We start from the raw sequence: 13,791 nt of genomic DNA, 5'->3' as shown, positions 1-13,791 counted from the left end.
TCGACCCGAAAGGACACCGCCCGACATGACCACTGCCGAGCAGCCCCGCGAGTACCACTTCGTCCTCACCGTGCAGAAGCCCGCATCGGGCGGCTGCATCGTCGCCGACTGGTCCGGCTACTTGACGCCCGAGCCCGGCTGGACCCGGCACGACACGTACCAGGCAATCCGGGCGGAGCACGTGAAGCAGAACCCGACCCTGGCCCATGCCGGCGTCCTCTTCTTCTCCCTCGAACCGAACCAGCTCTGAACACCCCTGCCCCCAGGAGGAGCCCCGATGATTTCCCGACCCGTCGCCGACCTGATCTGCCTCTGGCACGGCCTCGCTGCCCACCCGCGCGAGGCGCTCCTCACCCGCAACCACCACCAGTGGCGGGGCGCCGGATTCATCGCCCTCATCGCTCTCCTCGTCGTCACGGGAGCGCCTGGTTTCCCGGCCGGTGTGCTGCTCCCCGCGCTCCTGTTCGCCGGCCCCAGCTGGGCCCTCGACCTGATCGGCACCCTCACCCACGGGCTGTGGGAGTCCGGGCGGATCTGGCAGGGCGTCGAGTGCCAGTGCTGCGGCGGCGACCCCGACGACGGCGACGACGAATCCGGACCGGACGACCCGGCCGACGACGGCGGTCTCGCCCGCGACGTCGAGGACTGGCTCAAGAACCAGCCCACCAACGCCACCACCTGAACAGGAAGGACCGCCATGACCAGCCTGCTTGACCGCATCCTTCGCCGCCCCGCCACCGACCTGGAGAACCTTATGAGTACCGAGATCGCGACCGTCGATGAGAAGCCCGCACCCCGGATCCTCATGCAGTTCCTGACCCAGGGCGGCGCCACCGTCGACCTGTACGAGCACGCCTGGACCGTCCACCAGTACGGCGGCGGTGAACAGCGCGAACCGCTCAGGCGGAGCGGAATCCAGTGGGTCTGCCAAGGCTGCGACCAGGCAGGCAAGGACCACAGCCTCGGCTGGGGCTATGTCGAGACCGAGCCGCACTACTCCCGTGAGGCCGCCAACGCACACGCCGCCGAGTGCCGGCCATGCCGAAGCCCAAGGTCTGACAGCCCCTTCCCTCCTGATTCAGCCCCTCTCTGTAGAAAGGACTGCACGTCGTGACGACCAGCCCGCCCCAGGTGAACGGCCACGACCGTACCGCCGTACCCGTCATCCGGGACTGGCGGAGCGCGTTCAATGTCCCGTCGGTCGAACAGCCGGTCGTCGAGCCCGCCCCCGAACCGACTGGCCCCGTCGTTGACCTCGTCGCCCAGGCCGAAGCCGACGCGATCCGTACACGTGCCTACGCCGAGGCGGAGGAGCAGCGCATCAGGGCCGAGGCGGAGGCCGAGGCCCTGAAGATCAAGGCGGGCGAGGAAGCCCGCAAGCTCAAGCTCGCCAACGACAAGGCCGCGGCACGCGCCGCTGAGGAGCAGGCCGCCCGCGACGCGCGCATTGCAGAGTCCAACCGGAAGCGCGAAGAAGCCGACCGGGCCAAGTTGAAGGCGCGGCAGGACGAGGAGGAAGCGCAGCGGGCGGCGGCAGGCGTAGCCGAGGAGGTTGCGGTAGCCGACGACAAATGGCGGTCCTACGCTCTGTGGTTCTACCGCGTTTGCGCCGTCGTCGCGATGCCCGTCCAGATCGCCGCGTTCTACAACCCGCGCGCCCTGTGGCTGATGGTCGCACCGGTGATGCTCGAAGGTGGCGCCTGGGTCGTACAGAAGGGCGCTGCCTCAGCGGTGGCTAACGGGCGTCCGTCCTGGCACTACCGCCTGATCGCCTGGCTGCTGGCGTTCATCGCTGCCGGGATCAACCTGTGGCACGGCCTGAACGCATTCGATCCGGCAACCGCTCTTGGTACCGCCTTCGCGTCCCTCGCCGGCCCTGGCGTGTGGGACCTCCACGAGCACGGCCGGATCCGGCGGCGCGACGGGGTACTGACCCGGCGGGAGCGGAAGTCCGCGAAGAAGGCGGCCAAGAAGCAGGCCGCCGAGAAGGCGCTGCAGCAGGCTGACGAGCGGGCCGCACGCGAGGTCGCGACGAAGGCTGCAGCCGAGACTGCGAAGCGGCTCGCGGAGCGCCGCGCCAAGGAGTTCCCGAAGGTCTGGGAGCACGCCCAGAAGCTGGCTGCGGACCTCGGCGAGACGACCATCACCGAGTCCATCTGGAAGCGCGCCAAGCTCGACGTCGACGGCGCCCTGCCGGGCGAATCGGCCGAGGTGCTGCGCATGCGGAACGCGGCCGAACGACGCGTCGCCGCGGCCCGGGAAAACACGTCCGTCAACGCCGTCGGCAAGACCACGAACGCGCAGCGTGCAAACCAAATGCCCCGTACTCAGCGAGGGCCCGCGCGCAAGCCCCCACTGCGCCGCCGAGGCGACACCGCCCCCTACGTCGCAGCCGCCCGCAAGCAGGCCGCCATCACCGCCCGCAGCACCTCTGCAGAGAACAACTGACCACACGTTCCGGCGGGCGCCACCCGGGCGCCCGCCCACTCGAAGGAGAACCTCGTGAGCACTCCGCCCCGTCCGACTACCCGGCCCACTAACGGCGCCACCGTAGGCCCGCAGACCGTGAACAGGAACCGCAGCGGCGGCGGCTTCAACCCTGCCGCGTCCGTCGCCTTCAACAAGACGACCATCGTCAACGGCGGCGGGACCGCCGGGCAGGCCGGCGGAGCAGGTACCGCTGGAGGCGGGAAGGTCCCCGGCTCCGACTTCATGAGCAACGAGGACATTCGCGCGTTCTGCGAGCACCACCGTAAGAAGTCGCGGAACGGGGCCACCGAGCTGGCCATGGACGCCGACCATCTGCAGGCCGTCCTGCGCACCATCCCGGACGCGTCCGGGAGCCTCAGCGGATCCCGCGCCCGTGCCCGTCGGGTCGCGCGCTGGCTGAAGAAGGCCGCGGCTGCGGACAAGGCCAAGCAGAAGTACTTCGCCTCGGTGTACGCGACGTTCGAGAGGGAGTACGAGTCCGAGCTCCGCAAGATCGGCAAGGGGCGCCAACAGCAGCGCCCGGCCAGCAAGTTCGGCTGGCGCTAACCCCCGTTCTCCGTCCCTCACGAAGGAACGCACTCATGAAGCAGGCATGGACCGCCACCACCATCGCGGAGGCCATCAACCTCCTTGAGGCGGCGACGAAGCAGCTCGAAGCCCAGGCGCTGGCCCTGGAACCCGGGGACTACAGCGCCCGCAAGGACATCGAGCGCACCACCCCGATCCATCTCGCGATCGAGTTCGACCTCACCGACCTCATCCAGCAGACAGCCGACAAGCATGCCGACCGGAACAGCTGACCTTCCTCACGCACCCAGAACAGGAGTACATCTCGTGGCTGACAGCCCGAAGGCCGACCTGTGGAAGGCCACCAAGCACCCCCGCATGAGGCCGTGGCTGGCTGTCGCCGCCGAGGTCCCAGCCACGTTCGCCGCCCACCACTACTGGGGCGACTCCGTACCCGCTGCGATCGGGCTTACCATCGCAGCCGGCGTACTGACCGCCGCCACGTGGTGGGCGGGGGAGGGCACCAAGACCGGTCGCCGCGTCCACGCCACCCTGTCCACCGGCGTCGGCACCGCGTACCTCGTCGTCGGCACAGTCACAGGCCCGTTCGAGCCCGCCATGGCGTCCGTGCTCGTCATCGGCGGGTCCGTAGCCGCAGGGTCGTGGAACATCCGCCAGGCTCTCCGCGTCAACGTCGACCCGCAGAAGGAAGGCGGCTCGGTCGAGACGGGCATCCTCGTGAAGTCCATCGGCAACGCCAAGGCTGCACTGCGCGGCCAGCCGAAGGTCGAGCCGAACAAGGTCACAGCGCCGCTCAAGCTGGACGGCATCACCAATGACGAACTCGGCAACCGACTCAAGGAGATCGCCGTCGAGTTGGGCATCGCTCCCACGAGCGCGCGTCTCCAGCCCGACCCTGAGCGAGCCGATCACACCAACCTCGTGATCGTCCCCCAGGACATGCTGAAGACCAGTGTGGTCTGGCCCGGCCCGTCCAACCCTGACGGCAGCATCACGGATCCGATCGCCATCGGCATCTACGAGGACGGTCAGGAGGCTGTCCTGTGGTTCCCCTACGACGATCAGACCAAGCGCAATGGCACCCATTTCCTGGCCGCTGGGATGAACGGCTCCGCGAAGTCCACGGGCATCTCCGTCGCCATGACCGAGGTCCTGACGAAGCCTGATGTCATCGTGTGGGGCGTCGACCCGTCGAAGGGCATGCAAACGTTCGCGGCATTCCTGCCCTACATGGACTGGGTGGAGATGACGGAGGCGGGCGGCAACAACATGATCGACGCCCTGTCGCAGGTCATCACCGCCCGTGCCAACACCCTTGGCCAGCACGGATTCAAGAACTGGACTCCCGCCGCCTTCGAGCAGCTCGGCATGCCGTACATGATCGTGTGGATCGAGGAAGCGGCGAAGTTCTTCCGCAACGGCACCGAGATGGAAGGCCTCGGCTCGATCCGCCGGAATCAGCGTCATTATCAGCCTTCAGCGACCTTCCGCTACCTCGATGCCGACGGACGTCCGCGAACAGCTGGGCGGCGTCGTCTGCTTCGGCGTCAAGGGCTCCACCACCGCCGACATGGCACTGCCCGACGATGTGCGCGACGCCGGCGCTCGCCCCGAAGCATGGGAGAACCGCAAGCCCGGATACGCCTACCTCGTGGCCCCTGGCGTGGAGGAGGAGCGCTACGCCGTCCCGCTGCGCACCTACATGATCGACGACGACCAGATCAGCGGGACGCTCGCAGTCACAACGCGCGCCGATGTCGACCCAATCACTGCCGCCGCTGCGGGCGAGGCCTACGCCAACCGGACCCGGTACGACGCCGACACCGCCCTGACCAGCACTGACAGCCCGCGACAGGAGAGCATTGTCATGAGTAAGGACGAGACTGAGCAGGCCGAGAGGGAACTGCTGGAGAAGCAGGTCGACCGGGAGATCAGCGCCGCGGTCGGCGATGACCCCGACGATGACGGATACGCGCCTGACGTCGACGCCGACCAGGAGATCCCCCCGGCCGCCGAGACGTGGTCGTTCGGGCAGGTCCCGGCGCCCACGCTGGAGAACACCCCGGAGGCCGGCATGGACGTCCTGATGGCCATGCTCGACGAGTTCCGGGCCGAGGAACGCGAGTTCATCGGACCGAAGGACTTCGGGCCGTTCGGTAAGGGGGAGCGCATCGGAAGGTCCCGTGCGTGGGTGTCAGGAGCCCTCGGGGACCTGTCAGACGCCGGAATCCACCTGTCAGAAACCGATGACGCGGGCGTGTACCGGCTGCTGTACCCGGAGATGGCAGAGGTCTGACACCTAGGGGTGTCAGTGCTGACACCCCCTCTGACCTGCGGTGACGCCAGTTCTGACACCAAATTCCATGATCAGGAGTCAGTTTCGGGTGTCAGAACCCCTCCGGAGGGCCGATCTCTATAGGTCATGCGCGTGCGCGCGCGAGACGGCCCTCCGGTGACACCCCCAACCTGACACTGGAGACAAACCTCATGAAACCGCCCGAATCGGATGGCTCGCCTGCCAAGGTCTTGGCCGCCGCGTTTCGGACCTGGACCACCGTCGATGCCGACCCTGAACCGGCCGTTGCACGCCTCGAAATCCGGTACCCGCCCGACTGGGCGTTCGCATCTACCAACAGCCTGACCGCCCGGCAGCAGAAGAGGCTCCTCGCCTTCCTGCGCGACGACCTCGCCGAGAACCGGCCCGGCTACTCCACCCCCGAACGAGCCGCCCGAGTCATCGACGGAATGCTCGCCGAACTCGTGGCAGCCGGACAGACCCGCATCACAACCGCGGATCTCGCCCAGGCCGCCCCACGCATCGGCCGGTCTCGCACCTGGATCGCCGAGCACATCACCGAACTGGTCGATGCCGGCCAGCTCACCGAAACCCGCCGACCCGACACCTTCCGAATCGCATAGCCCGGCACCCTAAGGAGACTGGCATGCGCTTGCTCGACCTCATCCTCAAGGCCCTTGCGGCGCCCCAGCGTGACCCTAGCCGCACGCATCAATCCGACGAGCCAGCACCCGCGATCGAGCATGACGCGACTGACGAGAGCGTGGCATACCTGATCACCAGGGGATCGAAGCCTCTAGCGGTCGTTTCCACCCCCGCCGAAGCGCGAGAGCTGATTCTCATCGCCCACGACGGACTCGACTGGACGCGATTCGGCTCCCATGTATTCGCTCTCGCCTCGGGCCGCTGCGCGTGCGGCCTGACCGAAGCGCAGCTAGCCCGCCTCAACGGCCATGGCCGCTGGACTGGCGGTAGGCCGACCGATCCGTACTGGGCCGTCGAACCCGTGCCCGCCATTGAAGCCCGCCGACCTGACACCTTCCGAATCGCATAGGAGACCCACCGCCATGCAGCTGCCCGAGCCGTACCAGCAGCAGGCCCAGGCCGGGCAGCCCACCCCCGGCCAGCCAACCGCCCCCGCCAATGACCAAGCGCAGAAGCTCATCGACGCAGTAAACGAGGCGCTGGCCGCAGAGCAGGCCACGTCCTACCGCGACCTCAGCCCCATTCCGGCTGTCGGCTCCGCACCCCCCGTGCCCCAGCCTGGCCGGCCCCCGATGGGCCAGCGAGCCACGGATGCCAGCGCCCTCATGCTGTCCGGGGGAGCCGCGTCGCTCCTCGTCGGCGGTAGCGCCTCTCTCGTGATGCTGGCGTCCGGAAGTGCCGACCCGGTCGTGTGCGCCGTCGTCCTTGGCGCCCCGGCCGTGCTCGTCCTGGCGATCGGCCGGCTGGTTGGGCGGGTCAAGGACACCGTCGAGGCCGCCCCGGCCCCGGTTCACAACCACTTCAACGGCGACGTCCACCAGGACCAGCGCAGCATCAACACCACCACCCGCGGCGTCATCGCCCACACCCGCAACCAGACCCGCTGAGGAGGAGCCCATGACCGCTCAGACAGCTGCCACCGCCCCGCCCACCTGGCCATACCGAGAGGTGACATGACCGAGACCGAGACCCCCGAGCTCATCCGCTACACCGCCGACACGGTATCCACCGACCGCCGCCGCCGCCGCGTCCTGCTCATCAAGCGGGGCTGGGACCCCTACGTGGGCCACTGGGCGCTGCCCGGCGTTCACTAGGCAAGTGGGTTGTCGGGATGACACTTGTCGGGGCTTGGGTCAGTCGCTCGGGCTCGACGAGCCACGGTGGGGAGGTTGGGTTCCACCCCAGGGTGAGCCTGAAGCCCGCTACCAGATGACCTTGAAGCCCTGACGAGGAGGCCACGCGACCTGGCCCGCTCCCCACGTCCGGCTGTCATCGGTGTGATGCGAGAACTCGGCCTTCAGGTGATACGAACCGGATCACGAGACTCTAGCCCTGCCGGTCCAGCCATTCTGAAATCACGCGGTTGGTTTCTTCGGGCATTTCCCCCTGGATCCAGTGACCGCAGTCCAGGCCGACCACTTCCACGTTGGGCACGAACTCTGTCAGGGTCTCGGACCTCGGGACCGCAAGGTCCCGGTCGCCGTAGATCATGAGGGCGGGCTGCTTGATGATCGGGTCCGCGTCCGCCAGCTGGTGCCAGTTGCGGTCGAGGTTCCTGTACCAGTTGATGCCGCCCGTGAATCCCGACGTCTCGAACGCGGAGATGATGACGGCGAGGTCGCTCTCGGTCATGGCGGGGTCACCGAGCGGTGTTTCCGCCTTGGCGAGATTGATAAATGCCATGCCCGGCTCAGGGGGTGCGGGGGGCACGTTCTTCCGGTAGAGGTTGCGGATGAACTGGGAGGTATTGGCATCGAACACGGCGTCCGCGACGCCCGGCTGCCGGTTGAAGTGGACGAAATAGAAGTCACCGCCGAGGAAGGTTTCCATGACCTCGATCCACGGCGTTTCTCCGCGTTCCATGTAAGGCAGGCTCAGGTTGATCAGCTTGTTCACCTGGTCGGGGTGCAACAGGGCCAGTCCCCAGACGACGAACGCACCCCAGTCATGGCCGACGAAGGTGGCGTCCTCGTAGCCATAGTGGTCCAGGAGCGCGACGAGGTCACCCGTCAGGTGTTCGATGTCGTAGTCCGTCACCTCGGTCGGGCGGGATGAGTTGCCATATCCCCGCTGGTTCGGTGCGATGACGTGGTAGCCGGCTGCGGCGAGGACGGGCATCTGGTGACGCCAGGTGATGGCGTGCTCCGGCCAGCCGTGGCAGAGCACGATGGGCTTGCCCTTGTTTTCTCGGCCTGCTTCGAAGACTTCGAGCTCCACACCGTTGACCTGGATGAGGGTGGGCTCGGGAAATTCTGCTTGATTGAACACTGCATTTCCTCTCTGGGGGCGTTCGCTGGCGGTCGACCTCCTCGATGAGGTCATGTCGCCAGCTTGCTCCCCAAACCGGTCACCTCATGACCGGTTTTTATGAGAGTTTTGTCAGTATGCGATCCGATCGGCTGGTGGCCATACTCCTCTTGCTCCAACGGCGCGAGCAGGTGACAGCCGCAGAGGTCTCCCGAGAGCTGGACGTCTCCGAGCGCACCGCCCGCCGTGACCTCGACGCCCTGGCCATGGCCGGGGTGCCCGTGTACTCCGTGCAGGGCCGAGGTGGCGGCTGGCGCCTGGTGGGCGGTGCTCGTACCGACCTGTCCGGGTTGACCGCCAGTGAGGCACGCGCCCTGTTCCTGGCTGTCGGTCCGGCCTCGGATGCGACGCCGGCGATGAAAGCAGCTCTGCGCAAGCTCGTCCATGCTCTACCGAAGCCCTTCCAGGTGCAGGCCGAGGCAGCGGCGGCGTCGCTGGTCGTAGACCCGCAGCGATGGGGGGCGAGCCGGATCGAGCACCGGCCGCCTCGCTTCCTCGACGAACTCCAGGACGCGGTGATCAGCGGCGTCCAGGTGTCGCTCGGCTACGTCGACAGCAAAGGCGTCGAAACCCGGAGAACCGTCCACCCGCTGGGCATCGTCGCCAAAGGTCCTGTGTGGTACCTCGTCTCCAACACCGAGACCGGCCGACGGGTCTTCCGGATCGACCGCGTGTCGTCCGCCGACCCGACCGGCGACCCTGTGCACCGACCCGGGGACTTCGACCTTGCCGAGAGCTGGAATGAGATCGCCAAAGAGGTCGATCGCAAACGAACGCCGCTGGAGGTCCAGGCGGTATGCACACCCGACGGGATAGGCATACTCCGGATGGCGCTCGGCGACCGGCTCGACGTGGGAGGTTCCACGACCGACGGCCGCATCGAGGTCGTGATCCGCGGCCCTAATGAGTACATGCTCGCCGGCGAGCTCTCCGGGCTGGTCGAATGGGTCGAGGTGACCGGCCCTCCGGGGGTCCGAGACCGCCTGGCCTCGATCGGCAACGCCCTCGTCGAACGATACGGCCGGCCGCGCACCAGCGGAGACCTTCACCCGTCTTGAAGCGGACGAGGCAGGGCTTCGAGAACAGTTCCGCTCAATAGGGTGGGTTTGTCCGTTCCGGCAGTCGCCTGGTCACGAGTCGGCGGGTCTGCCGGCCTGGCTCGCTGCGGGTGGACCGTCTCGTGCCGGGCCAGCATCGCCACGCACTCGGCGCACTTCCGGGGTCGAGGTCGCGACGGGCGGTGCAGGTTGTGGCGGCGGCTGGCGCCTCGTAGGCGGCGCTGTCGATCACGGGCCGTGGGCCATGGGCGGCTAAGCCTCGATCCACCGACGTGCTCTGAAGATGATCTCTTGATCGTTTTGTGAGCTGGTTTCGGTCGGTGGTCGTGGATGGGCAGGTGGTATCTGCTGGTCTGCCCAGCTTTTCCACGGGTTCGGTTCCGGTCGGGCCCTGGCGGGCGGGGTGGTCAGGGGGATCAGGCCGATGCGGGTGGGTCGTGGACGGTGTCGAAGAGGTGTGCCCAGGCTTGCTCCCAGGGCCAGTTGTGTGGCAGATGCAGGGTGATGCGTCGTGCGGATCGCGCGATCCGGGCCGGGACCTGGACCAGATGGGCCCGGAGGGTGGCGGTGGTGGCCTTGGTGTGGAACGCGGAGGCCAGGGAACCTGCGGCCCGCAGCAGGTTGTAGGTCATCGCCCACAGGGTCAGCCAGGCAGCGTTGGCGTGGAAGTGCCCGGACGGCAGATGGGCCAGGGCACCGGCCTTGCTGTCCGCGATGACCTGCTCGACCACCGCATGGTGCCGGTGTTCCCGCTCGGCCCGCAGCGCTGCGGCAGGCTGATCGGTGAAGAAGGGGTGGTAGCGCCAGACGGGAAACAACTCGCCCTGCTCGCCCACGACGGCGGGTTTGGCCAGGTCACGGACCCGACGCACGATCAGCCGCGCGGTGACCCGCTCCGCTTTCTTTCGGCTCGCGAACGCGGTGTATTCGGGTATCCCGGCGACTTCGGCGTCCGAGATGAGTTCACCGGTCTCGGGGTCGGGCACCGCGGTCGGGTAACTGATCTGCTGCCAGGCCTCGTTGGGGATGCCGAGGACAGCCCGCTTGATGGAGGGGTTCATGCCGGTGGTGAGCGAGAAGTGGGCTCCGGCCCGGTGGCAGGCGGCGATCACCCCGGCGTTGTAGAACTGCGAGTCGGCCCGCAGGATGCGCAGGCCGGTGCAGCCGGCCTCGACGGCGGTGGCCAGGGCCTCGCTCACGAATTTCGGGGCGCCTCGGGAGTCTGCTGCTTTGCCGCGTCGCATCCGGACCCCGGCGATGACCGGCCGTGCGTGCGGGGTGCAGACCGTGGCGAGGAGGGGGTGCAGGGTGCGGATGCCCTTGAACCGGCCGTACTCGGCGCCCTGCTTGGTCCGGCCGTAGACGCGTTTGTGGGTGGAATCGACATCGATGAACGCCTTCTCTCCAGAGCCGGGCAGCAGTGGAGTGCGTGCGGCCAGCGCGGCCAGGAATCTGCGGTGCACAGCATGGAGTTGGAGGGCGTGACCGTGGGTGAACGCGCGAAGGAAGGTGCCCAGCGTGGACGGGGCGCGAATACCGCCGAACAGCGTCGGCATCGCCCCGTGCCGCAGCACGCGGAGGTCGTCGATACTGTCCGCGCCCGCCGCCATGCCGGCCACGATGCTGCTGATCTTGGAGTCCGCCGCAGCCCCCGCGCCGTTCGTCGTCCCGGTCAGCTTCACCTTCTGCGTCACCAGGTCCGACAGCCCACACCGTTCGGCCAGCCGCATCACCGGAACCAGCCCGGCATGCGCAACCAGGTTCGGGTCATCGAACACAGCGGACACCGCACGTGGCGGCGTGGAAGAATGCATCCCGGAGATGCACCTCCGAACTGGTTGAGTAGAAGCCTAGAGAACTCCTATTTTCCCAGGTCAGAGTGCATCTCCACTTTCATGTCCAGGCACTGGACGAACCATCACCCGGTGGATCGAGGCTAAGGCCAATACCGTTCAGTTAAGTGCTTCTGGGTTATCGTGGGGGATGCCGCGTTCTGGTTGGGTGAAGCCGTCGTCTGATGTCCGGTTGTCGGATTTGGTGTCTGTGGGGTTGCTGACGCGGGTGTTTCCCGCGGATGTGGTTGACGCGGTGATCGAGGAGGCGGGGCGTACCGAGCGGCGTCACCGGTCGTTGCCCGCACGGGTGATGGCGTACTTCTCGATCGGGATGGCGCTGTATTCGGATGGCTCCTACGAGGATGTGTTCGCGCAGCTCACGGACGGGCTGTCGTGGGCGTCGGGGTGGTCGGAGTCGTTCACGCCGCCCTCGAAGTCGGCGATCTTCCAGGCCAGGTCTCGTCTGGGGTTCGAGCCGGTGCGGGATCTCTTCGCTCGGGTTGCGCGTCCGCTGGCGGGGCCTGGCACGCCGGGGTCGTGGCTGGCCGGGCGTCGCCTGGTGGCGATCGACGGGACGTGCCTGGATGTGGCAGACACGGCAGCCAACGCGGAGTTCTTCGGGCGGCCCGCTTCCAGCCGGGGGGAGCGGGCCGCGTTTCCGCAGGCCCGCCTGGTGGCATTGGCGGAATGCGGCACCCATGTGGTCTTCGACGCTGCCACCGGCCCGTGCAGCGTGTCGGAGATCGAGTTGTCCCGGCAGCTCGTCGGGCGGCTGGAGCCGGGCCAGCTGGTCCTGGCAGACCGGGGCTTCTACGGGTTCCGCCTCTGGCAGCAGGCCGCGGCCACGGGTGCGGATCTGCTCTGGCGAGTGAAGACGAACCTGCGGCCCCGGTATCTGGAAACCCTGGCCGATGGGTCCTGGCTGGCCCGGATCGTCCCGACGTCGGGCACGAACCGGGCCACGACGGAGCCGCTCACGGTCAGAGTGATCGACTACACGGTCGATGACGGCCGGGACAACGCCGAGGAGTACCGGCTGTTGACCACGATCCTCGACCCTGCCGAGGCCGGCGCCGAGGACCTCGCAGCCGCCTACGCCCAACGGTGGGAGATCGAGACCACCTTCGACGAGCTGAAAACCCACCAGCGCGGGCCCCGCGCGGTACTGCGCTCGAAAGCCCCCGACCTTGTCCAGCAAGAAATCTGGGGACACCTGTGCTGCCACTACGCCATCCGCACCCTGATGGCCGACACTGCCGCACTCTCCGGCCACGACCCCGACAGAGTTTCCTTCGTCAAAGCCCTCCGCATCGCTCGCCGTTCAGTCGCGCAGAGCGCATTTCCCCCCTCCGGGCGCTGACGCAGCCGACGCGATCTGGCATCACGCCATCCGATGGCTCACCCAACACCTCAACCCAACACGCCGAAAACGCTCACACCCCCGAGTCGTCAAACGCAAAGTCCTGAAATGGGCCGCGAAACGCTCCCACCACACACACTGGCCCCAGCCCAAACACAGCCCCCACATCACCATCCAAGCCACTAACTGAACGGTATTGAGGCTAAGGCCAGCCCGAGGGGTTCCCGGAGCGGCAGGTCCCGCGCTGGACGGCCGAGCTGGAGGGCTACGCGATCGCGCTCGGCCTGTTACAGCGGGCCCTCAGGTTCCAGGTCGCCGGAACGGCTTGAGCCGCACCCCCTCCAGGCTGTCGGCGATCAGCTGGTCCAACCGCCGCTCCCGAGTCTCGTCCAGCTTGGCACTGATCACATGGTGGATGGCCGACTTGCGGTAGGACGGCGCCTGCCCGCTGAACCACTCCCACGCCCGCGGTTCCGCTTGGAAGCGAGCCAGCTGCGCCGCCTCGAACTCCAAGACCGACTTCTCCTCGCGATCCCGGTCACGGGCTTCGAACACCGCGGTACCGGCCGGCCGCATGAGCCCCTGCGCGGTCAGCTCCTCGATCTTGCGGAGGTTGACCAGGCTCCAGTTGCTGCGCGGCCTGCGCGGAGTGAACCGGATCGTCCAGGAGAAGTCGTCAATCGGGCTCTGCCGGCCGTCGATCCAGCCGTAGCACAGGGCCTGGTCGACCGCCTCCGACCAGCTCAGGGTGGGCTTACCCGCTCCCTTCCTCCACATGCCCACCCGACATTCGGAGGCAGTCGCGTGGTGCTCCTCCAGCCAGTCCCGGAACTCCCCAGGACTTGAGAAGAAGATTGGCTCCATGCGCGGTGCTCCCGTCGGTCGTCTCGTCGGTTCCATTGAACCTGTCGGGTACGACAATCCGAGAGTTTCACCGCGCCGCCCGGGATCTGCGCCGGGGTGTCATCACCATGACGGGCAACCACAGGAGCCGAGCGGGGGCGGATCGGCCGCAGGCCCCTCGTTCGAGGGAGCGGAAGAGGCGCCGGCCTCGCCAACGCGAGTGGACAGCCCAGCTCAAAGTGCGCTGACGATATCTTTCTCGTCCTCCGGGATCGGCGCGTTCGGATCGCGAGACGGGCTGTTGATCAACTTAGCCGAATTGTTCTTCGATGCCGCCTCGACACGCCTCGTCTCCTAGGCCAGAGCCCA

General features: G+C 67.5%; 17 protein-coding genes. 14 read left to right on the top strand and 3 right to left on the bottom strand.

All coding sequences use genetic code 11. The annotated features are described in order from the left end of the window. The first annotated feature begins 25 nt into the window (after positions 1-25). The 12 genes from OHA19_RS08080 to OHA19_RS08025 all read left to right on the top strand — a co-directional run bounded on the left by OHA19_RS08080 (position 26) and on the right by OHA19_RS08025 (position 7,113). Positions 26-250, top strand: a complete 225-nt coding sequence (locus OHA19_RS08080; RefSeq protein WP_405749770.1) for a hypothetical protein — start codon at positions 26-28, stop codon at positions 248-250. A gap of 27 nt (positions 251-277) precedes the next feature. Continuing rightward, the gene (locus OHA19_RS08075) at positions 278-682 is read left to right on the top strand and encodes a hypothetical protein (RefSeq protein WP_405749769.1); all 405 of its coding nucleotides are present in this window, start codon (positions 278-280) and stop codon (positions 680-682) included. Positions 683-697: 15 nt separating this feature from the next. Continuing rightward, positions 698-1,114, top strand: a complete 417-nt coding sequence (locus tag OHA19_RS08070) for a hypothetical protein (RefSeq protein WP_405749768.1) — start codon at positions 698-700, stop codon at positions 1,112-1,114. Continuing rightward, positions 1,111-2,448 carry a hypothetical protein gene (locus OHA19_RS08065; protein ID WP_405718143.1) on the top strand — a complete coding sequence of 446 codons (1,338 nt, stop codon included), beginning with the start codon at positions 1,111-1,113 and terminating at the stop codon, positions 2,446-2,448. Before OHA19_RS08070 ends, OHA19_RS08065 begins: the two co-directional genes overlap by 4 nt. 54 nt (positions 2,449-2,502) lie before the next feature. Next, positions 2,503-3,036, top strand: a complete 534-nt coding sequence (gene traA, locus OHA19_RS08060) for a plasmid transfer protein TraA (protein ID WP_405718145.1) — start codon at positions 2,503-2,505, stop codon at positions 3,034-3,036. 35 nt (positions 3,037-3,071) lie between these two features. Then, complete coding sequence (locus OHA19_RS08055) at positions 3,072-3,290, top strand: hypothetical protein (RefSeq protein WP_405718147.1); 219 nt, start codon at positions 3,072-3,074, stop codon at positions 3,288-3,290. 34 nt (positions 3,291-3,324) lie between these two features. Further along, positions 3,325-4,860 (top strand): hypothetical protein, encoded by a 1,536-nt coding sequence (locus tag OHA19_RS08050; RefSeq protein WP_405749766.1) that lies wholly within the window; start codon positions 3,325-3,327, stop codon positions 4,858-4,860. Positions 4,861-4,885: 25 nt separating this feature from the next. Then, entirely contained in the window at positions 4,886-5,314 is a 429-nt protein-coding gene (locus OHA19_RS08045) for a hypothetical protein (protein WP_405718152.1), read from the top strand. Positions 5,315-5,505: 191 nt separating this feature from the next. Further along, a complete protein-coding gene (locus tag OHA19_RS08040) occupies positions 5,506-5,937 on the top strand; it encodes a hypothetical protein (protein WP_405718154.1) in 432 nt (143 codons plus the stop codon). Positions 5,938-5,960: 23 nt separating this feature from the next. After that, positions 5,961-6,368, top strand: coding sequence for a hypothetical protein (locus OHA19_RS08035; RefSeq protein WP_405718157.1), 408 nt, complete (start codon positions 5,961-5,963; stop codon positions 6,366-6,368). A gap of 13 nt (positions 6,369-6,381) precedes the next feature. Further along, on the top strand, positions 6,382-6,906 hold the full coding sequence (locus OHA19_RS08030) for a hypothetical protein (protein ID WP_405718159.1): 525 nt from the start codon (positions 6,382-6,384) through the stop codon (positions 6,904-6,906). A 66-nt stretch (positions 6,907-6,972) separates the two neighbouring features. Beyond that, complete coding sequence (locus OHA19_RS08025; protein WP_405718162.1) at positions 6,973-7,113, top strand: hypothetical protein; 141 nt, start codon at positions 6,973-6,975, stop codon at positions 7,111-7,113. Between the two features lie 232 nt (positions 7,114-7,345). Here OHA19_RS08025 and OHA19_RS08020 read toward each other — a convergent pair whose 3' ends face one another. Then, entirely contained in the window at positions 7,346-8,287 is a 942-nt protein-coding gene (locus OHA19_RS08020) for an alpha/beta fold hydrolase (protein WP_405718165.1), read from the bottom strand. 116 nt (positions 8,288-8,403) lie between these two features. Here OHA19_RS08020 and OHA19_RS08015 point away from each other — a divergent pair, with 116 nt between their 5' ends. Next, positions 8,404-9,384 carry a helix-turn-helix transcriptional regulator gene (locus OHA19_RS08015; RefSeq protein WP_405721981.1) on the top strand — a complete coding sequence of 327 codons (981 nt, stop codon included), beginning with the start codon at positions 8,404-8,406 and terminating at the stop codon, positions 9,382-9,384. 416 nt (positions 9,385-9,800) lie between these two features. Here the strand turns inward: OHA19_RS08015 and OHA19_RS08010 are convergent, their stop codons facing one another. After that, a complete protein-coding gene (locus OHA19_RS08010; protein WP_405749764.1) occupies positions 9,801-11,198 on the bottom strand; it encodes an IS1380 family transposase in 1,398 nt (465 codons plus the stop codon). Positions 11,199-11,367: 169 nt separating this feature from the next. Here OHA19_RS08010 and OHA19_RS08005 point away from each other — a divergent pair, with 169 nt between their 5' ends. Then, positions 11,368-12,579: an IS4 family transposase gene (locus OHA19_RS08005; protein ID WP_331734825.1), complete on the top strand. Its 1,212-nt coding sequence runs from the start codon at positions 11,368-11,370 to the stop codon at positions 12,577-12,579. Between the two features lie 300 nt (positions 12,580-12,879). On the opposite strand, the gene OHA19_RS08000 is transcribed toward OHA19_RS08005, so the two are convergent. Beyond that, positions 12,880-13,443, bottom strand: a complete 564-nt coding sequence (locus OHA19_RS08000; RefSeq protein WP_389997667.1) for a YdeI family protein — start codon at positions 13,441-13,443, stop codon at positions 12,880-12,882. Positions 13,444-13,791: the final 348 nt, after the last annotated feature.

The sequence above is a fragment of the Streptomyces sp. NBC_00012 genome (assembly GCF_045040875.1).
Taxonomy (GTDB): Bacteria; Actinomycetota; Actinomycetes; order Streptomycetales; family Streptomycetaceae; genus Streptomyces.
Note: the sequence above shows the minus strand (reverse complement) of the source record. Positions and strands in the feature narration are given on the sequence as shown.

Bases quoted from the DNA above. Each gene is read 5' to 3' on its own strand.
- OHA19_RS08040 (WP_405718154.1), top strand. From the start codon at position 5,506: ATGAAACCGCCCGAATCGGATGGCTCGCCTGCCAAGGTCTTGGCCGCC.
- OHA19_RS08035 (WP_405718157.1), top strand. From the start codon at position 5,961: ATGCGCTTGCTCGACCTCATCCTCAAGGCCCTTGCGGCGCCCCAGCGT.
- OHA19_RS08025 (WP_405718162.1), top strand. From the start codon at position 6,973: ATGACCGAGACCGAGACCCCCGAGCTCATCCGCTACACCGCCGACACG.
- OHA19_RS08055 (WP_405718147.1), top strand. From the start codon at position 3,072: ATGAAGCAGGCATGGACCGCCACCACCATCGCGGAGGCCATCAACCTC.
- OHA19_RS08080 (WP_405749770.1), top strand. From the start codon at position 26: ATGACCACTGCCGAGCAGCCCCGCGAGTACCACTTCGTCCTCACCGTG.
- OHA19_RS08010 (WP_405749764.1), bottom strand. From the start codon at position 11,198: ATGCATTCTTCCACGCCGCCACGTGCGGTGTCCGCTGTGTTCGATGAC.
- OHA19_RS08015 (WP_405721981.1), top strand. From the start codon at position 8,404: ATGCGATCCGATCGGCTGGTGGCCATACTCCTCTTGCTCCAACGGCGC.
- OHA19_RS08070 (WP_405749768.1), top strand. From the start codon at position 698: ATGACCAGCCTGCTTGACCGCATCCTTCGCCGCCCCGCCACCGACCTG.
- OHA19_RS08030 (WP_405718159.1), top strand. From the start codon at position 6,382: ATGCAGCTGCCCGAGCCGTACCAGCAGCAGGCCCAGGCCGGGCAGCCC.
- OHA19_RS08005 (WP_331734825.1), top strand. From the start codon at position 11,368: ATGCCGCGTTCTGGTTGGGTGAAGCCGTCGTCTGATGTCCGGTTGTCG.
- OHA19_RS08000 (WP_389997667.1), bottom strand. From the start codon at position 13,443: ATGGAGCCAATCTTCTTCTCAAGTCCTGGGGAGTTCCGGGACTGGCTG.
- OHA19_RS08075 (WP_405749769.1), top strand. From the start codon at position 278: ATGATTTCCCGACCCGTCGCCGACCTGATCTGCCTCTGGCACGGCCTC.
- OHA19_RS08045 (WP_405718152.1), top strand. From the start codon at position 4,886: ATGAGTAAGGACGAGACTGAGCAGGCCGAGAGGGAACTGCTGGAGAAG.